Origin of the sequence: Methylopila henanensis, assembly GCF_042681025.1 — a bacterium.
Lineage (GTDB): Bacteria > Pseudomonadota > Alphaproteobacteria > Rhizobiales > Methylopilaceae > Methylopila > Methylopila henanensis.
Window position 1 is genome coordinate 307171 of the sequence record NZ_JBHUER010000004.1, and the last position, 17562, is coordinate 324732.

The 17562-nt window shown below is 69.2% G+C and carries 19 protein-coding genes; 7 read left to right on the forward strand and 12 right to left on the reverse strand.

Annotation, left to right across the window (positions count from 1 at the left end; all coding sequences use genetic code 11):
• Window positions 1-33 precede the first annotated feature (33 nt).
• The 5 genes from ACFSCV_RS07750 to ACFSCV_RS07770 all read right to left on the reverse strand — a co-directional run bounded on the left by ACFSCV_RS07750 (window position 34) and on the right by ACFSCV_RS07770 (window position 4844).
• On the reverse strand, window positions 34-900 hold the full coding sequence (locus ACFSCV_RS07750; RefSeq protein ID WP_378798601.1) for a metal ABC transporter permease: 867 nt from the start codon (window positions 898-900) through the stop codon (window positions 34-36).
• On the reverse strand, window positions 897-1757 hold the full coding sequence (locus ACFSCV_RS07755; protein ID WP_378798603.1) for a metal ABC transporter permease: 861 nt from the start codon (window positions 1755-1757) through the stop codon (window positions 897-899). The genes ACFSCV_RS07750 and ACFSCV_RS07755 overlap by 4 nt, the downstream gene beginning before the upstream one ends.
• Window positions 1754-2653, reverse strand: coding sequence for a manganese/iron ABC transporter ATP-binding protein (locus ACFSCV_RS07760; protein WP_378798605.1), 900 nt, complete (start codon window positions 2651-2653; stop codon window positions 1754-1756). The genes ACFSCV_RS07755 and ACFSCV_RS07760 overlap by 4 nt, the downstream gene beginning before the upstream one ends.
• Window positions 2650-3564 carry a metal ABC transporter substrate-binding protein gene (locus ACFSCV_RS07765; RefSeq protein ID WP_378798607.1) on the reverse strand — a complete coding sequence of 305 codons (915 nt, stop codon included), beginning with the start codon at window positions 3562-3564 and terminating at the stop codon, window positions 2650-2652. Before ACFSCV_RS07765 ends, ACFSCV_RS07760 begins: the two co-directional genes overlap by 4 nt.
• A 251-nt stretch (window positions 3565-3815) precedes the next feature.
• The gene (locus ACFSCV_RS07770) at window positions 3816-4844 is read right to left on the reverse strand and encodes a squalene cyclase (RefSeq protein ID WP_378798609.1); all 1029 of its coding nucleotides are present in this window, start codon (window positions 4842-4844) and stop codon (window positions 3816-3818) included.
• 77 nt (window positions 4845-4921) lie between these two features.
• Here ACFSCV_RS07770 and ACFSCV_RS07775 point away from each other — a divergent pair, with 77 nt between their 5' ends.
• Window positions 4922-5152 carry a hypothetical protein gene (locus ACFSCV_RS07775; RefSeq protein WP_378798611.1) on the forward strand — a complete coding sequence of 77 codons (231 nt, stop codon included), beginning with the start codon at window positions 4922-4924 and terminating at the stop codon, window positions 5150-5152.
• Window positions 5153-5182: 30 nt separating this feature from the next.
• On the opposite strand, the gene ACFSCV_RS07780 is transcribed toward ACFSCV_RS07775, so the two are convergent.
• From ACFSCV_RS07780 to ACFSCV_RS07805, 6 genes are all read right to left on the reverse strand, one after another.
• The gene (locus tag ACFSCV_RS07780; RefSeq protein WP_378798613.1) at window positions 5183-6121 is read right to left on the reverse strand and encodes an acetamidase/formamidase family protein; all 939 of its coding nucleotides are present in this window, start codon (window positions 6119-6121) and stop codon (window positions 5183-5185) included.
• Between the two features lie 19 nt (window positions 6122-6140).
• Complete coding sequence (urtE, locus tag ACFSCV_RS07785) at window positions 6141-6920, reverse strand: urea ABC transporter ATP-binding subunit UrtE (protein WP_417568602.1); 780 nt, start codon at window positions 6918-6920, stop codon at window positions 6141-6143.
• A complete protein-coding gene (locus ACFSCV_RS07790) occupies window positions 6838-7548 on the reverse strand; it encodes an ABC transporter ATP-binding protein (protein ID WP_378798617.1) in 711 nt (236 codons plus the stop codon). The genes urtE and ACFSCV_RS07790 overlap by 83 nt, the downstream gene beginning before the upstream one ends.
• Entirely contained in the window at window positions 7545-8645 is a 1101-nt protein-coding gene (urtC, locus tag ACFSCV_RS07795) for an urea ABC transporter permease subunit UrtC (protein WP_378798619.1), read from the reverse strand. The genes ACFSCV_RS07790 and urtC overlap by 4 nt, the downstream gene beginning before the upstream one ends.
• A complete protein-coding gene (gene urtB / locus ACFSCV_RS07800; protein ID WP_378798621.1) occupies window positions 8642-10129 on the reverse strand; it encodes an urea ABC transporter permease subunit UrtB in 1488 nt (495 codons plus the stop codon). Before urtB ends, urtC begins: the two co-directional genes overlap by 4 nt.
• Window positions 10130-10269: 140 nt before the next feature.
• Window positions 10270-11517 (reverse strand): transporter substrate-binding protein, encoded by a 1248-nt coding sequence (locus tag ACFSCV_RS07805; protein WP_378798623.1) that lies wholly within the window; start codon window positions 11515-11517, stop codon window positions 10270-10272.
• 351 nt (window positions 11518-11868) lie between these two features.
• On the opposite strand from ACFSCV_RS07805, the gene ACFSCV_RS07810 reads away from it, so the two are divergent.
• The 3 genes from ACFSCV_RS07810 (at window position 11869) to ACFSCV_RS07820 (ending at window position 14410) form a co-directional block, all read left to right on the forward strand.
• A complete protein-coding gene (locus ACFSCV_RS07810) occupies window positions 11869-12219 on the forward strand; it encodes a transposase (RefSeq protein WP_378798625.1) in 351 nt (116 codons plus the stop codon).
• A 282-nt stretch (window positions 12220-12501) separates the two neighbouring features.
• A complete protein-coding gene (locus tag ACFSCV_RS07815) occupies window positions 12502-13518 on the forward strand; it encodes a YeiH family protein (RefSeq protein WP_378798832.1) in 1017 nt (338 codons plus the stop codon).
• Window positions 13519-13528: 10 nt separating this feature from the next.
• Window positions 13529-14410 carry a LysR substrate-binding domain-containing protein gene (locus tag ACFSCV_RS07820; protein ID WP_378798627.1) on the forward strand — a complete coding sequence of 294 codons (882 nt, stop codon included), beginning with the start codon at window positions 13529-13531 and terminating at the stop codon, window positions 14408-14410.
• A gap of 5 nt (window positions 14411-14415) precedes the next feature.
• Here the strand turns inward: ACFSCV_RS07820 and ACFSCV_RS07825 are convergent, their stop codons facing one another.
• Complete coding sequence (locus tag ACFSCV_RS07825; RefSeq protein ID WP_378798628.1) at window positions 14416-14622, reverse strand: flavin reductase; 207 nt, start codon at window positions 14620-14622, stop codon at window positions 14416-14418.
• Between the two features lie 138 nt (window positions 14623-14760).
• On the opposite strand from ACFSCV_RS07825, the gene ACFSCV_RS07830 reads away from it, so the two are divergent.
• The 3 genes from ACFSCV_RS07830 to ACFSCV_RS07840 all read left to right on the forward strand — a co-directional run bounded on the left by ACFSCV_RS07830 (window position 14761) and on the right by ACFSCV_RS07840 (window position 17558).
• The gene (locus tag ACFSCV_RS07830) at window positions 14761-15915 is read left to right on the forward strand and encodes a transporter substrate-binding domain-containing protein (protein ID WP_378798629.1); all 1155 of its coding nucleotides are present in this window, start codon (window positions 14761-14763) and stop codon (window positions 15913-15915) included.
• 17 nt (window positions 15916-15932) lie between these two features.
• Window positions 15933-16538 (forward strand): ANTAR domain-containing response regulator, encoded by a 606-nt coding sequence (locus ACFSCV_RS07835; protein WP_378798631.1) that lies wholly within the window; start codon window positions 15933-15935, stop codon window positions 16536-16538.
• A 174-nt stretch (window positions 16539-16712) separates the two neighbouring features.
• A complete protein-coding gene (locus tag ACFSCV_RS07840; protein WP_378798633.1) occupies window positions 16713-17558 on the forward strand; it encodes a nitrilase family protein in 846 nt (281 codons plus the stop codon).
• The last annotated feature ends 4 nt before the right edge of the window (window positions 17559-17562 follow it).

Below are 17562 nucleotides of genomic sequence, written 5' to 3' on the forward strand. Positions count from 1 at the left end.
TCCGATTCCATTGGCGAGCCGCGCCGCCGCGCCCTACGCGTCGGTCTGGGCGGCCGTCGCGGCCTGCGTCCGGCCGAGGCGGGCCGCCTTGCGCGTGGCGTGGACGAAGGCCGCGACGAACGCGGCCGAAAGCGTCAGCACGATGGTCGGCGCGGGCGCGCTGTCGATGAAGAACGAGAGGTAGACGCCGGAGAAGGAGCCGACGGTCGCGACCGCCACGGCGACGATCAGCATCGCGCTGAAGCGGCGGGTGACCAGGAAGGCGATCGCCCCCGGCGCGATCAGCATGGCGATGGCGAGGATCAGCCCGACGGCCTTGAGCGCGCCAACGACGGTCAGCGAGATCAGCGCGAGCAGGCCGTAATGCAGCAGCCCGACCCGCAGGCCGACGGCCTTCGCCTGCGTCGGGTCGAAGGCGTGCAGCAGGAAATCCTTCCATTTCAGCCCGATGATCCCGGCCGTGATCGCCGAGACCAGCGCCGCCTCGCCGATGTCGCGCCACGACACGCCGAGCATGTCGCCGAACAGGATGAGGTCGAGATGCGCGTCCGGCCGGAGCTTGACGTAGAGGACCAGCCCGAAGCCGAACATGCCGGAGAACACGACGCCCATCACGGTGTCCTGCTTGACGCGGCTGTTGTCCTTGAGGAAGCCGGTCGCGACCGCGCAGAGCATGCCGGCCGCGAAGGCGCCGACGGCGTAGGGGAGGCCGACGACATAGGCGATCACCACGCCGGGGAAGACCGCGTGGCTGATCGCGTCGCCCATCAGCGACCAGCCCTTGATGACGAGGAAGCAGGACAGCAACGCCATCGGGATCGCGATCAGCGTCGCGATCACGAGCGCCGTCACCATGAAATCGAAGCGGAACGGCTCGGCCAGAAGTTCGACGACGCTCATCGCGCCGCCCCCGCGGCCTGCGCCGCGCGCCGGCGGGCGGCGATCATGCCGTGCTTGGGCGCGAGCAGGAACGCCGCGAGGAAGATCAGGGTCTGCAGCGTGACGATGACGCCGCCGGTCGCGCCGTCGATGAAGTAGCTGAGATAGGCGCCCGCGAAGCTGGTGATTGCGCCGATCGCGACCGCGATCGCGAGCAGGCGCGGGAAGCGGTCGGTGAGCAGATAGGCGGTCGCGCCGGGCGTCACCACCATGGCGATGACGAGGAAGGCGCCCACCGTCTGCAGCGCTGCGACGGTCGAGGCCGACAGCAGCGCGAAGAACAGGATCTTCAGCCGCGTCGGGTTCAGTCCGATCGTTCGCGCGTGGCTCTCGTCGAAGAACACGACCATCAGGTCCTTCCATTTGGCCAGCAGGATCGCGAGCGACACGAAGCCGATGACGGCGAGCTGCAGCGTGTCTTCGGGGGTGATGGCCAGCACGTTGCCGAGCACGATCGTCTGGATGTTGACCGACATCGGCGACAGCGACGCCATGAACAGGCCGAGCCCGAAAAAGGAGGAGAAGATCAGCCCGATGATCGCGTCCTCCTTCAGCTTCGTGCGCTGGTTCAGGAACAGCATCGCGGCGGCCGCGAGCCCGCCGGAGAAGAAGGCTCCGATCGCGAACGGCAGGCCGAGCATGTAGGCGCCCGCGACGCCCGGCACGATCGAATGGGACAGCGCGTCGCCGATCAGCGACCAGCCCTTCAGCATCAGGTAGCAGGACAGGAACGCGCAGACCCCGCCGACGAGCGCCGACACCCACATGGCGTTCAGCATGTAGCCGTAGGCGAACGGTTCGAGCAGGCCGGCGGTCACGGCCGGTCCGCCGCGGCGGTCTCGGGCGTGCGCGTGGCGGCCCGGCCCTGACGCAGGATCAGCGGCCGCTCGTCGTCGGTGAACACGCCGAACGGCGCCGACGCCCCGCCATGCGGCTGGTTCAGGACGAAATGCCTGAGCACCCCGCCGAACGCCCGTTCGAGGTTCGCCTGCGTGAAGGTCTCTTCGGTCGGCCCATGGGCCAGCACCGTGCCCTTGATGAGGACGACGCGGTCGCAGAACTCCGGCACCGAGCCGAGATTGTGGGTCGAGACCAGCATTACCCGGCCCTCGTCGCGCAGTTCGCGCAGGAGCGCGATGATCTGGTCCTCGGTCTTGACGTCGACGCCCGTGAAGGGCTCGTCGAGCAGGATGACGCGGCTCTCCTGCGCCAGCGCGCGGGCGAGGAAGACGCGCTTCCTCTGGCCGCCTGAAAGCTCGCCGATCTGGCGCTTGCGGAACGCGCTCATGTCGACGCGGGCGAGCGCGGCCTCGACCGCGGCGTGGTCCGCGGCGCGCGGGATGCGCAGAAAGCCCATGCCGCCGTAGCGGCCCATCATCACCACGTCCTCGACCAGGACCGGGAAGCTCCAGTCGACCTCTTCGGCCTGGGGCACGTAGGCCACCAGATTCTTCCGCAACGCCTCGGGCACCGACATGCCGAGCACGCGGATGTCGCCTGCAGCGAGCGTCAGGAATCCCATGATAGCCTTGAACAGCGTCGACTTGCCGGAGCCGTTGACGCCGACCAGCGCCGCGATCGCGCCGGTCGGGATCTCGAAGCTCGCGTCGCGGAGCGCGGTGACGCCGTTGCGATAGGTCACGGTCGCGCCGCGCACCGCGATGCCGGACCCCGCGTCCAGGCTTTGAGCCTGCGCGCCGACGTCGGCCGTCACTGCGTGAGGCCCTCCGCGAGGCCCTTCGCGATCGTGTCCGACGTGACGCGCAGCAGGTCGACATAGGTCGGGACCTCGCCACGGGCGTCGCTCAGCGAGTCGACATAGAGCGCGCCGCCATAGACGGCCCCGGTCTCGCGGGCGACCTGGCGCGCCGGCTTGTCGGACACCGTGCTCTCGCTGAACACCGCCACGATCTTCTGGGCTTTGACGGCGTCGATCACCTTGCGGACCTGCTGGGGCGCGCCCTGCTCGTCGGCGTTGATCGGCCAGAGATAGAGCTCCTTCAGGCCGAAATCGCGCGCGAGGTAGGAGAAGGCGCCCTCGCTCGACACCAGCCAGCGCTTGTCCTCCGGGATCCGGTCGAGCTTCTCCCGGATCGGTCCGATCGCGGCCTGAATCCTCGCCTTGTACGCCTCGGCGTTGGCCCTGTAGGTCGTGGCGTTGCCGGGGTCGTGCGCCACGAACGCGTCGCGGATGTTGTCGACGTAGATCAGGGCGTTCGTCGGGGACATCCAGGCGTGGGGGTTGGGCTTGCCCGCATAGGGTCCGTCCGAGATGCTCATCGGCTCGACGCCGTTGGAGACCACCGCTTCCGGCACGTCCTTCAGGTTCTGGAAGAACTTTTCGAACCAGAGCTCGAGATTGAGCCCGTTCCACAGGATCAGCTTCGCGCCCTGCGCCCGGCGGATGTCGCCCGGCGTCGGCGCGTAATTGTGGATCTCGGCGCCGGGCCGGGCGATCGATTCGACGACGGCCGCGTCTCCGGCGACGTTGCGGGCCATGTCGGCGATGATCGTGAAGGTCGTCACGGCCTTGAACTTCTCGGCGGCGGCCGCGGAGGGCCAGAACCCCGCCACGATCGCGCCCGCCATGACCGCTCCGACCCAGCGCCTCGAGCCCGTCAGCATGAAAGCTCCCTTATTGCGATTGACTTGCAGGTGCGACTATCGCGTCGCCTGGCCAGATCTGCAAGTGCAAATGATTTGCAATCCAATCACGGTGGCGATGAGGGACGGGCGGCGGCGAGCGAGGCTCTCGCCCCCGGTCGAGGACGCGGCGTCGCCGACGGCTGCGCGCGTTTCGACGGTCTGCGACATAGGTTGACGGCCGGAGCCTGCGCGCCTGTCTGAGGGCGTCGAGGTTCAGCCCTTCGCGCTCTTCAGGCCCGCGCGGCGGACTGAGGGGTCTGTGATTCTTCCGACCGGCGCCGCCACCACTTGAGAATTCGGAGCGCCCTTAGCGTGATCCAGCGCGATGGTTCGCCTTCGCCGTCGTCCACGGCGAACCAGACGCGCCCGCGCAGAATCTTGTCGAGGGGCCAACGGCCGTCCGGCAGGCGTCGGGACATCAGGTAGGAGATCGCCGGGCCGAGGCGCGTATCGGGCGCCGTTCCGTAGAGATTGGATGCGTCCCGGAAATAATCGAGCGCCCTCAGGACATTGTACCGCCAGCGATCCGGATGGATGGAGGCGAGGTAGTCCGGATTGGCCGGTTCGCCCGTGCTCAGGCGGCGGAAGAGGTCCCGGCGCAGCAGATACTCCTCCGCGGTCCTTCGCGCTTCGCGGGTTCGGTCGGACCCGCCGGTCGCGCGTTCGTGCTCGATCAGACCTTCCAGCACGGAGATGGTCGTGTCGAAGGACGACACGCGCGATCCGTTGGTCCGCTCGCAGTTCCAGCCGCCGTCCGGCTGCCGCTCGCCGAGCAGCCGTTCGACGATTGGGTCCACATCGACGCCGAAATAGGCGCCGGCGGCGACGGTGCGGCCGTTGATGCATTCCTCGACCTCGCCCTCCCAGTACGGCTGCCCGTCGTGCTCCCAGCGCGCGTTTTCGCCGATCAGGCGAACCGTGCGGCGCGCGCAGGCGCATGTCGGCGCTAGACCGAACTCGCGCAGCTGCGCGAGCGTCCAGCAGGTCGGCGTCCACGGCTGGCCCTCGGCCTGCCAGTCCTGCTGGGTGAAGCCCGCAGGCGCGAAGGCGCCTCCGTCCCATCGCCCGTCCGCGTCCTGCAGGGCGAACAGGCGCGCGCCCCAGCCCTCCGTCTCGACCTTGCCGCGCTCGGCTAGCCATTCCGCGTCCGGAGCGTCGAGGATGTCGCGCATGACCTGCCAGCGAAGGGCGGGGTCGGCGTCCAGCAGCCAGCCGATCACCGGCTCGGCGGCCTCCCAGGGTTCGCGGGTGATGTCCACAGCCGTCCGCGAAGGCCCTTGTTCTTTCTTTGTTCGCATGGAATCCATGTCCTCGATCGGACGCGAGGGCAGGGATGATGACACGACTTTTGGGGCCGCCCGAGTCGCTGGCGGAGCTGTTTCTGGACGAGGTCGCCGCGGCGGACGACGCGGCGGTCGACGACGTCATCCGCCGCGCGGGCGGCGAGCGCCAGGCGGTCCGCGCGCTGCTGACGCAGCTCGGCGAGACGGAGCACGCGCGGGCGCTCGCGGAGGCGTCCGCGTCGCTGGGCTATCGCCGCGGGCGGCAGCCCGGGCGGCCGGGGTGAGCGAGGCTCAACGCCGGCCGCCCTCGCGCTTCAGATCATCGATTTCGGCAGCATCATATGGATGCCCTTGTTGCCGTCCACGAGCTGCGTCACCCGCAGGTCGCCGGCGAGCGAGCACAGCATGTAGGCCTCGTTGCGGGTGAGGTTCGAGCGCAGGCAGACATGCCGCACCATTTCGCGCACCGCCTGCTTGGCGGCGTCGTCGAGGTCCTCGTCGAGGCCGATCGACATCAGGTGCGTCTCGCTCTCGGCGAAGGGGAAATCGACCGCCATGTCCTTGCGGACGGTGAGGCGGAACGTGCCCTCGATGCCCATTTCGAGCGCCGTGATGCAGACCTCGCCGTCGCCCTGCACGCCATGGCCGTCGCCGGCGAAGAACAGCGCGCCCTCGTTGAAGACCGGCAGATAGAGCGTGACGCCGGGCTTCAGCTCCTTGTTGTCCATGTTGCCGCCGAAGGCCCGCGGCACCGGCGACCCGACGCGGCCCCAGGCCGGGGGAGGGGCGACGCCCATGATGCCGAAGAACGGGTCGAGCGGGATGTCGACGCCCCACGGCATGGTGCAGACGTCGCCCTTGGGGCTGATCTTTGGATGGATGGTCTCGTAGTCCGTGAACTCGTCGGGCAGCGTGCCGAGCAGCGGCAGGATCGCCACGAAGCCCCAGTCCATGGTGGGCTTGGCTTCGAGGATGTCGACCTGCAGCGTGTCGCCGGGCTTGGCGCCCTCGACATAGACCGGCCCGGTGATGAAGTGCGGGCCGCCGCCTTGGCGGAGCGTGTCGAGCGCCGCCATGTAGTCGGCCGGCACGCGGCTCGCGTCCGGCGGAAGGCACTCTTTCCCGCCGGCGGGGAAGGAGGTCAGCGTGACGGTGTCGCCCGAGGCGATTTTGATGACCGGCTCCAGCGCCGAGTCGAGATAGCCCCAGACCATGTTTTCGGGCGCGGACGAGATCGTGTGATGGCGGGCCATGGGCTCCCCTCGCTTTTCTTCAGACGGACATGAACTTCGAGAGCCGCTCGCGGCTCATTTCCGCGCGCTCGCCCTGATCGACGAGCCGGCCGCGCGAAAGCACGACGAAACGGTCCGCGACCGCGGTCGCGAAATCGAGATACTGCTCGACCAGCAGGATCGAGAGCCGGCCCTTCAGCCCGGTCAGCACGGTCTCGATCAGCTGGACGATCGAGGGCTGGACGCCTTCGGTCGGCTCGTCGAGCGCGAGCACCCTGGGCTTCGTCACGAGCGCGCGCGCCAAAGCGAGCTGCTGCTGCTGGCCTCCCGACAGCGCGCCGCCGCGCCGCCCGGCCATCTCGCGCAGCACGGGGAACAGGCCAAAAACCTCGTCGAAGGCCTCGTCGGTCGCGGGCCCATGCGGGCGCGCCGCCGCCACGAGGTTTTCGCGCACGGTCAGCTCCGCGAAGATCTCGCGGCCCTGCGGCACATAGGCGAAGCCGGCGCGGGACCGGCGATGGCTCGGCGCGCGCGTCATGTCGACGCCGTCGAACGCGACGGCGCCGCCGGTGACCGGCAGCACGCCCGCGAGGCATTTCAGCAGCGTCGACTTGCCCGCGCCGTTGCGGCCGAGCACCGCGAGGCATTCGCCGGGCGCGATCTCGAAGCTGACGCGCCTGAGCGCCTGAGCCGATCCGTAATGCTGGTCGAGGTCACGGACGGAGAGCTTCATCGCCTCATCGCCCCAGATAGACGTCGACGACGCGGGCGTCGGCGCGGGCGCGGGCCATCGAGCCCTCGAACAGCGTGCGGCCCTCATGCAGCACGGTGACCCGATCCGCGACGGTCTCGACGAAGTCCATGTCGTGCTCGACCACGACGATGGCGCGCTCGGGGCTCTTGAGCGCCCGGATCAGCGCGGAGGTGCGTTCGGTCTCCTCGTCGGTGAGGCCGGCGACCGGCTCGTCCAGCATCAGCACCTTCGGCTCGGACACCACCACCATGGCGATCTCGAGCCACTGCTTCTGGCCATGCGCAAGCTCGCCCGCGAGACGGCCGGCCTCGGCGGAGAGGCCCACGGTTTCAAGCGTCCGGTCGACGCGCTCGCGGGCGGCGGCGTCGATCGCGCCGCCCAGCCCGATCTCGACATTGTCGCGGACGGTGAGCGCCTCGAACACGCTCGGCTTCTGGAATTTTCGGCGCACGCCCGAACGCGCGATCTGCGCTTCCGAGGCGCGCGTCAGCTCGAGCTTCTCGTCGAACAGGATCCGGCCCGTCTTGGCGCGGCTCACGCCCGAGATGACGTCGAGCAGCGTGGTCTTGCCCGCGCCGTTCGGGCCGATCACCGCGCGGACCTCGCCGTAGTCGATCGCGAGCGACAGGTCGTCTATCGCCCGGAAGCGTCCGAACTCGACGGTCAGCGCCTCGACCAGAACCGCGACCGTCATGGCTCGGCGTGCCCGGGCTGAAGGACGTCAGGGCGGGAGATCCACGTCGGCCGCCAGCGGCCGATGTCGAGCAGCCCGTTGGGGAAGATCAGCGCCACGAGGATCACGAGGCCCGCCAGCACGAAGGGCCAGAGCTCCGGCATGGTGGCGGAGAGCGAGAACTTGATCGCGTTGACTAGCACGGCGCCGATCACCGCGCCCGCGAGCCGCCCGCGCCCGCCGATCGCGCACCAGACCGCGATCTCGAGCGAGAGCTCGGGCGACAGCACCCGCGGATTGATGATGCCGACCTGCGGCACGTAGAGCAGGCCCGCGATGGCGGCGAGAACGGCGGAGAGGCACCAGACGGAAAGCTTCAGCCGCAGCGTCTCGTAGCCGAGCGAGCGCAGCCGCGTTTCGTCGTCGCGGGTCGCGACCAGCAGGCGGCCGAACCGGCCGATCATCAGCAGCCGGCAGGCGATCAGAGCCGCGAACAGCGCGACGAGCGACGTCGCCGCCAGTCCCTTGGCGACGCCGGGCGACTGAAAGGGCGCTCCGAAGATCGTCTGGAAGCCGGTCATGCCGTTGTTGCCGCCGAAGCCGGTGTCGTTCCGGAACATCAGCAGCATGGCGACGTAGACCAGCGCCTGCGTGATGATCGCGAAATAGACGCCGCCGACGCGCGAGCGGAACGACACCCAGCCGAACACGAAGGCGACCGCGAAGGACGCCGCGAGCGCGACGACGAGCGCGACCGGAAAGCTTTCGAGCGGTCCCCACCAGTCCGGGAGCGCCTTCCAGCCCATGAACTGGACGATGTCGGGCGTGACGCCCGTGGTCGCGACGGCATGCTCCAGCAGGTGCATGCCGATCACGTAGCCGCCGACGGCGAAGAACAGGCCGTGGCCGAGGCTGAGGATTCCCGCGTAGCCCCAGATCAGGTCGAGCGAGAGCGCGAGCAGCGCGAAACAGGCGAGCTGGCCCGCGATGTTGACTCGGTAGCCGGACAGGCCGGGGACCAGCGCCACGACGATCGCCGCGAGCGCGACCGCGGCCGCGACGCCGACGAAGACGCGATCCTCGAACGCGCGGCTGAGGATGTGCGGCTTGGCGGTCACTTCCGGCGCCCTTTCACGGCGAACAGGCCCTCGGGCCGCCACTGCAGGAACGCGATGATCATCAGCAGCACGATGACCTTGGCGGCGACCGCGCCGTAGAGCGGCTCGATCAGCACGTTGATCTGGCCGACGCCGAGCGAGGCGATCACCGTGCCGGCGAGCGTGCCGACGCCGCCCAGCACGACGACCATGAAACTGTCCACGATGAAGTTCGAACCCATCTGCGGGTTCACGTTGTAGATCGGGCAGAGCGCGAGCCCCGCGAGGCCGGCGAGCCCCGAACCGAGCCCGAACGCCATCATGTCGACCCGCCGGGTCGCGATGCCGAGGCAGCCCGCCATGGCGCGGTTCTGGGTGACGGCGCGGATGTCCAATCCGAGCGGCGTGCGTTTCAGCACGGCCCATGTGAGCACGAGCGTCGCGGCGGCGAAGACGATCGCGAACAGCCGGTTCCAGGTGACGATGAAGTCGCCCATCAGCAGATGGCCGCCGGACATCCAGCTCGGCGTCACGAACTGGAGGTTCTGCGTGCCGACGCCCACGCGGACGAGATTGACGATGAGGAGGCTCACCGCCCAGGTCGCGAGCAGGGTCATCAGCGGCCGCGTGTAGAGCCGCCTCACGAGCGTCGCCTCCAGGAACACGCCGACGCCCGCGGTCGCGAGAAACACGATCGGAATCGCGACGATCAGGTACCAGTCGAGCAGGCCGGGGGCCGCGGCGCGAAGAACCTCCTGCACCGCGTAGGTGACATAGGCTCCGATCATGATGAACTCGCCCTGGGCGAGGTTGATCACGCCCATGAGCCCGAAGATGATCGCGAGCCCGGCCGAGGCCATGAACAGGATCGAGGCGAAGGACAGCCCGTTGTAGAGCGTGTTCAGCGCGTTCGAGATCTGGAGCCGCCGCTCGATCGAGGCGACGCCGGCGTCGACCGCCGCCCTGAAGGCTTGATCTGTGGCGTAGGCCGGATCGGCCTTCAGCCCCGCGACCTGCGTGAGCGAGCGGCGGTCCGCGTTCGCGGAGATGCGCTCGATCGCGGAAATCCGCTTCGAGACGTCCGGCGAATTGAGCAGCGCGGCCTGGCCGACGCCGAGGATGCGATCCTTGAGGCCGGCGTCGGTTTCGGCTTCGGCCGCCTTCTCGAACAGGTCCGGCGGCAGCGAGCCCGCCCGGCGTTCCAGCGCCGACAGCGCCGCGCCGCGTTCGCCTTGGCTTACGCCCGCGAACAGCGTGGCGGCCGCGCGGGCGGTCTCGAACAGCGGCCGGTTCTTCAGGCTGAGCAGCGGAGAGGTCCCGTCGGCGGACGTCGCCGGCGCGAGCGTCGCGGCGTCGCGCGCGCCCGCGGGCGCGGCGATCACGGGCGGGGAGCCGCATTTCAGCGTCCGCTCGATCGCGGCGCCTGAGAGCGTCGCGGCCCAGGCGGCGTCGTCCTTCGACGCGGTCGCGACGCCGGCCGTCAGCGCGGCCGCGGCGTCCGTCATGCCCGCGGGGCCGCCGCACGCCTGCGCGACGATTGCGGCGCGGTCGAGGGCCGTGGCGGTCCCGCATCCGAGCATCGTCAAAAGCAGGCCGAGAATGGCCTCACGCCACCGCACGCGCCGACCGCGCCTCGCCGTCCTTGTCAGTACTGGCTCATCGGCACGGGCTTGGGCGTGTCCGGCGACTGCCACAGCACGTCGAAGCCCTGGGTTTCGTTGACAGAACCGATGAACACGCCGCGCGACACGTAATTGTTCTCGGCCGTCATGCCGATCTTGTAGCCCGAGGGGCAGTCGAAGCTCAGGCCGTCGAACGCCTTGCGCACCTCCGGCACGTCGAAGGAGCCGGCCTTCTTGGCGGCCATCGCCCAGAGATGGACGGCGTCGTAGGTCGAGACCATCGGGTCGATCGCGACGTCCTTCTTGAACGGCGCGCCGGTCTTGGTCACGTAGTCCGACCAGCTTTTAAGGAACTTGACGTTGGCGTCGCCCTTGGCCTGCTGGAGATAGGCCCAGCAGTTGAGGTGGCCGACCATCTTCGCCGTGTCGAGGCCCTCGAGATCGGCCTCCACCATGTCGAGGCCGAGCACCGGCACGTCGGACGACGAGATGCCCTGATTGGCGAACTCGCGCATGAAGTCCGGGATCGAGGAGCCCACGACCGTCAGCACCACCACGCACTTGCCGCCGGGGGCGTCCGCGAAGGCGCGGATCTGGTTCACGATGGTCTGGAAGTTCGAGAAGGAGAACGGCACGTACTCCTCCTTCCAGGCGCTCTCCTCAATGCCCTTCGACTTCCAGTAGCCCTTGAGCTGCTTGTTGATGGTGCGCGGCCAGACGTAGTCCGAGCCGATCATGAAGAAGCGCTTAGCCTCCACGCCGTCCGGGCTCATGAGGTAGTCGACCGCCGGAAGCACCGAGCTCGCGGGCGGCGAATTCACGTAGACGACGTTCTTGGAGTTCTCGTCGCCTTCGAAATGAAGCGGGTAGAACAGCAGCCCGTCGTTTTGCTCGACGACCGGCAGCACCGACTTGCGCGAGACCGACGTCCAGCAGCCGAACAGCGCCGCCACCTTGGTCTCGGACAGCATCTGACGGCCGATCTGGGCGTAGAGCGGCCAGTCCGACGCGGGGTCGGACGTCACCACCTCGATGGTCGAGCCGTTGACGCCGCCCGCGGCGTTGATCTCGTCGGCCGCCATCTTGGCCACGAAGTTCATGCGGCCTTCGAGGTTGGCCATCGTGCCGGAGGAGGAGAACAGGCAGCCGAGCTTCACCGGGCCGGCCGCGCGGGCGGAGCGGATCAACGGCGGCGCGGCGAGGGGAAGGGCCGCGCCGGCCGCGAGGCCCGCGGTGGTCATGAGGAAGCTTCTGCGGTCGAACTTGCTCATCGCCAAACGCCTTCGGGAGAATTTCGGGCGCCTGAAGCTGAGAGCCGGACTCCTTGAGCGGCAAGGCCAAATAATCGGTCGTGGCGCGTGCGAATTGGGCGCCTCGGGGGCGTGCGGGTCGCAATGTCAAAATTGACAAAAGGCGCCCCCGCGACGATGCGCCCGGTCGTGACGGCCGCCTCGCGCCAAGCCTTGAATATGAGCGGGCTCGACTGCGTTCCGGCCTGGCCCGGTCCGCGCGCAAGGCGGTTGCCAGCGCCGCCGTTCCGGACCATCCTGCACCGAGATTGTGCATGCCTGTTCACGCGGCGCGACGCTGCGTGAAGAGCGTGGAGCCGCGAGGTTCACGAGATGGCCGCGTCGCGCCTGACCGACGAAGAGATCGCCGTCCTCCTGAGCGAAGTCTCGAACGGCGCGTCCATGGAGGCGGTCTGCGAGGCCGCCCACGTCTCGGTGCGCACCTTCTACCGCTGGAAGCGCAAGTTCGACGGGCTGACGCCGTCTGGCGTCCGTCAGCTCAAGGCGCTGCGTCGGGAAAACAGCGAACTCCGTCGGCTTCTGGCCGAGCGAAGCGCGCGTCCGCCGCTGAACGCGTCGCCGGCGGCCGATGCGTCCGAACGCCGTGCGCAGGAGGCCCGCCTGCGTGAGATGCACGGTGTGAATCTCGGCCGCTTCGCGACCGTGCGCGTCCACGGCGGATAGCCGGCGAGAGCGTCGGTCGGTCTCCGTTTTTGAGCCGCGAGCGCGTCAGCCGGGTCGGACGCAAGGTCGACGCCGATCATCGCGCAGCGTCGCCGCGCGGCCGGCCGGCGGGGAGGCGTCGGCGCGCGGATATGGCGCGACGGGAATGCGACTAGATCGATCGTTTGTCTGCGGCGAACATATTGGCCGTAATAATGAATTGGATCAAAAACCAGGGGATCGCGATGCTGCGCCTAACGATTGGAGATCGTCGTGGCCGCAGTCGCCGATTCGAATGGAAACGTGGTCCGAACCGACGCGGAGACGCGTCGTGGACCCGTCGCGACGCTTCTGCCGGGCGTCGCGCTTGCGGGTTTGATCGCGGCGGCGGCCTATGGCGTTCGCCTCGCCCCCGGCATGGGCTCGCTCAGCCCGATGATCCTCGCGATCGCGCTCGGCGCCGTGATGGGCAATCTGATCGGCGTGCCGGACGTCGCGCGGGCGGGGCTGGCGTTCGCCATGCGCCGGCTGCTCCGCGTCGCGATCGTGCTGCTCGGGCTCCAGCTCACGATCCTTCAGGTGATCGCGGTCGGGGCCGGCGGCGTCATCGCCATCGTCGTCACGCTGATCGCGACCTTCGCGGTCACGACCTGGCTTGGCCGCCTGCTCGGCGTCGACCGCGGCCTCACCCAGCTGATCGCGGCCGGCACGTCGATCTGCGGCGCCTCCGCGATCGTGGCGGCCAACACTGTGACGCGCGCCCCGGACGAGGACGTCGCCTACGCGGTCGCCTGCGTCACCCTGTTCGGCACGGTCGCCATGCTGGCCTACCCGCTGCTGCCGGGCGTGCTGAACCTCGATCCGCTGGCCTATGGGCTCTGGACCGGCGCCTCGATCCACGAGATCGCGCAGGTGGTCGGCGCAAGCTTCGCGCAGGGGCAGGCCGCGGGCGAGTTCGGCACGGTGGCGAAGCTCGCCCGGGTCATGATGCTCGCGCCCGTCGTCATAGCGCTCGGCCTGATCGCGGCCCGCGCGACGGGGGCGGGCCCGGCCGGCCGCGCGAGCGCGCCGACGCCGTGGTTCGCTCTCGGCTTCGTGGCGCTGATCGTCGTCAACAGCGTCTTCGCCATCCCGGTCGCGATGAAGGAGTTCGCGGCCCCCGTCACGACCCTCCTGCTGACCGTGGCGCTTGCGGCCATGGGGATCGGCGCGAACATCGCGGAGCTGCGCGCGCGGGGGCTGCGCCCGCTTCTGCTCGGGCTCTGCTCGTTCCTGTTCATCGCCTGCTTCAGCCTCGGGTTGGTCAAGCTCCTGGCCTGAGGCCCCTGCCGTGACGCTGGAGCAGCTCCGCATCTTCGTGGCGGTCGCCGAGCGCGAGCATGTCACCAACGCGGCCGCGGACCTCCGCCTCACACAGTCGGCGGTCAGCGCGGCGGTGTCGGCGCTCGAGGCGCGCTACGCCACGAAACTGTTCGACCGGGTCGGTCGCCGCATCGTGCTGAGCGACGCCGGCGCGGCCTTTCTCGGCGAGGCGCGCGCGGTGCTGGCGCGGGCCGCGGCGGCTGAAGCGGTGCTCGCCGACATCGCCGGCCTGAAGAAGGGCCGCCTCGCGCTCGCGGGCAGCCAGACGGTCGCGAGCTATTGGCTTCCGCCGCTCATCCACCGGTTCGCGAGCGCCTATCCCGGCGTCTCGGTCGCGGTCGAGATCGCCAACACCGAACGCGTGGCGGCGCTGGTCCACGACGGCGAGGCCGACATCGGGATCGTCGAGGGCGAGGTTGACGACCCGGCGCTCGCGGCCCTCACCGTGGCCGAAGACGAGATGACGCTCGTGGTCGGCAGGAGCCACCCCTGGGCGGACGGGCGGACGATCCAGGCCGCTGACCTCACCTCCACGCGCTGGGTGCTGCGCGAGCTCGGGTCCGGCACGCGGTCGGTGCTGGAGGCCGTCATGAGGGCCGTGGGAGGCGGCCTTTCGGACCTCGACGTCGCGATCGAGTTCTCGTCGAACGAGGCGGTGCGGACCGCGGTGGAAGCCGGCGCCGGCGCGGCCGTCATGTCGCGGCTCGTGGCGTCGTCGTCGCTGTCGTCCGGCGCGCTGGTCGAAGTCGCGATGGAGCTGCCGCGCCGCCGCTTCACGGCGCTCCGGCGCAAGAGCCGCCACGCCACCAAGGCCGCGACGGCCTTCCTCGACACGATCGCGGCGGGCTGAAGCCTTTAGACCGGCGTCAGGCCATGGAACGCGCCGTCGCCATAGACGAGCGGCGCGCCCTCGTCGGTCTCGGCGCGCACCACCCGGCCGACGAAGATCGTGTGGGTGCCTTCGTCGTGACGGCTTTCGCCGTGCGGCGCTCTTCGGCGAGCGTACGGGTGAAACGGCGATCGTGGGCGGCGACGAGCAACTCGGCGTCCGCCTCGGCCCATCCGCCAGTCTCTGGCGTCGCGGGACGGCGCATCGGATGAGCGCCTCGTGAACGATCCGAGAGCGCGCGGGCGACGAGCGGCCTTTCGCCCTCTATGCAGGATTCGCTAATATGGCGGCGGCAGAAGAGGGACATTTCAGTGGCGGGAGCGCCGAACGAACCGTGGCGCGTCGGCGTGCTGTTCTCGCGAAGCGGCGTGAGCGGCGTGACGGAGACCGAGCACTTTCTCGGGACGGCGCTCGCGATCGAGGAGATCAACCGGGAGGGCGGCGTCCTCGGCCGGCAGATCGAGCCGGTCTGCTACGATCCGGCCGGCGACGTCGACGCCTACAGGGTGGCGGCCCGCCGGCTGCTCGTGGAGGACGGGGTCGAGGTGGTGTTCGGCTGCTCGCTGTCGGCGAGCCGCAAGGCGGTCCTCCCCACCATGGAGCGGCACAACGGGCTGCTCTGGTACCCTTCGATCTACGAGGGCTTCGAATATTCCGAGAACGTCATCTACAGCGCGGCGACGCTCAACCAGAACGTCTTCGCGCTGGCGGACTTCCTGCTCGGCGAGTACGGGCCGCGGATCTTCATCGTCGGCTCCGATTACATCTATCCGCGCGAATCCAACCGGATCATGCGGGATCTGATCGAGACGAAGGGCGGCGTCGTGGTCGGCGAACTCTATGCGCCGCTCGACGCCGACCAGGCGGCCCACGACCGGATGATCGAGGAGATCGAGCGCGCCGCGCCGAACGCGGTGTTCTCGACCGTCGTCGGCCGCGGGGCGGAGCGGCTTTACGCAAGCTACGCCGCGGCCGGTTTCGATCGATCCCGCCGCCCGATCGCGAGCCTCACCATGTCGGAGGGCCAGATCTGGAAGATCGGCCCCGAGGCCTGCGCCGGGCATGTCCTCGCCGCCCATTACTTCCAGTCGCTTGACGGCGACGACAACGCCCGCTTCGTGGCGGCGTTTCGGGCCCGGTTCGGCGCGGAGCAGGTCACGAGCATCTGGTCGGAGACCGCCTACGCCCAGGTCCATCTGTTCGCCCGTGCGCTCGCGAAGTCAGGCTCCCTCGACGCCGACAAGCTGAGCGAGGCGGCGATGCGGCAGAGCTTCCATGCGCCGGAGGGCGAACTGAGCTTCGACGTCGAGAACCGGCACGCGTGGCTGACGCCGGGCATCGGCGTCGCCCGCGCCGACGGCCAGTTCGACGTCGTCTGGCGGGCGCCGCGCCCGGTGCGGCCCGACCCCTATCTCGCGGCCTCGCGGTTCGAGGCGAACTGGCTCGAGGAAGGCGCGCGCTCTTGAGCGGTCAGGCCCGCAGGATGCTCGACGATCTCCGCCGGGCGCGCACGCTCGTCGTTCACCCGCGCGACGAGGAGGGGACGGCGCTGGTCGACCAGCTCCGCCGGCTCGGCTGCGAAGTCTCGATCGCATGGCCGCCGCCGGCGGCGCTGCCGCCCGACATCGACACGCTGTTCATCCAGCTCGACGATCTCGACGTCACGCATCTGCTGGCCGGGATCGAGGAGATGCGTCCGGCGGTCATCGCGATCGTCACCTACGAGAGCCCGACGTCGCTCAAGGCGCTGGTCGATTTCGACGCCCATGGCGTGTTGAGCAAGCCGATCAGGCCGCGCGGGGTGCTCAGCCAGTTCGCGTTGGCGCGCTACCGGCGCGGCTACGAGACCCGGCTCGCCAACAAGATCGAGAAGCTCGAGGAGACGATGAAAGGGCGCCGGACCGTCGAGAAGGCCGTGCGCGTCATCACCGAGATCAACGGTCTCGACGAGGACGCCGCATACCGGATGCTGCGCGACCGGGCGACCGCCGCGCGCATGACGCTGACGAGCGTGGCCGAGAGCGTCGTCTCGGCGCACGAGGCCATGAGCGGCCTGGGTCTGCACATCTCTTTGGCTGATCGCTCATAACAACGGCAGCCTTTGCTGCGAATGTATGCTTGCCTCACATGAAATCAGTGGTAGCGTGACGCCATAGGGCAAGATTGCCCTGCAGCGGTATTGCTGCATTACATCTCGGCTATGAAGCCTCTGGATTGCGGATAACCTCCGCGGCCAGGGGCTTTTTTGCGTTTTGGAGCTTCCATGATCCAAGCGAACGGACCCGCTCGCCCGCGATTACAGGTCTCTTGCATCCAGTTCGAACCGGTGTTCGGCGATGTCGACGGCAATGTCGCGCGGTCGTCGGAGCTGATCTGGGACGCCGCCCGCTCCGGCAGCAGGCTCATCGTGCTGCCGGAGCTCGCGAACACCGGCTACGTGTTCGAGAGCGCCGAAGAAGTCGCGGCGCTCGCCGAGGAGGTCCCCGCCGGGCCGACCTCGAAGGCCTGGGGCGCGCTCGCGAGGGAGCTGGGCGTCCACATCGTGGCCGGGATCGCCGAACGCGCCGGCGACGCGCTGTACAACTCGGCGCTCGTCACCGGTCCCGACGGCTATGTCGGCGTCTACCGCAAGGCCCATCTCTGGGACCGCGAGAACCTGTTCTTCCGGAAGGGCGACGTCGGCTTCCCGGTGTTCGACACCGCGCTCGGCAAGGTCGGGGTGGCGATCTGCTACGACGGCTGGTTCCCCGAGACCTTCCGGCAGCTGGCGCTCGGCGGCGCGGAGATCGTGTGCGTTCCGACCAACTGGGTGCCGATGCCGGGCCAGCCCGAGGGCGAGGCCGCGATGGCCAACACGCTGCATCGGGCGGCGGCGCATTCCAACGGCGTCTTCATCGCCTGCGCCGACAGGGTCGGCGTCGAGCGAGGGCAGCCCTTCGAGGGCCAAAGCCTCATCATCGGGCCTAAGGGCTGGACGATCGCCGGCCCCGCGAGCCGCGACCGGCCGGAGACCATCACCGCCGTCATCGACCTCGACCAGGCCGCCGCCAAGCAGCTGAGCGCGTTCAATTCGGTTCTCAGCGACCGCCGCGCCGACGTCTACGGCTGAGCCC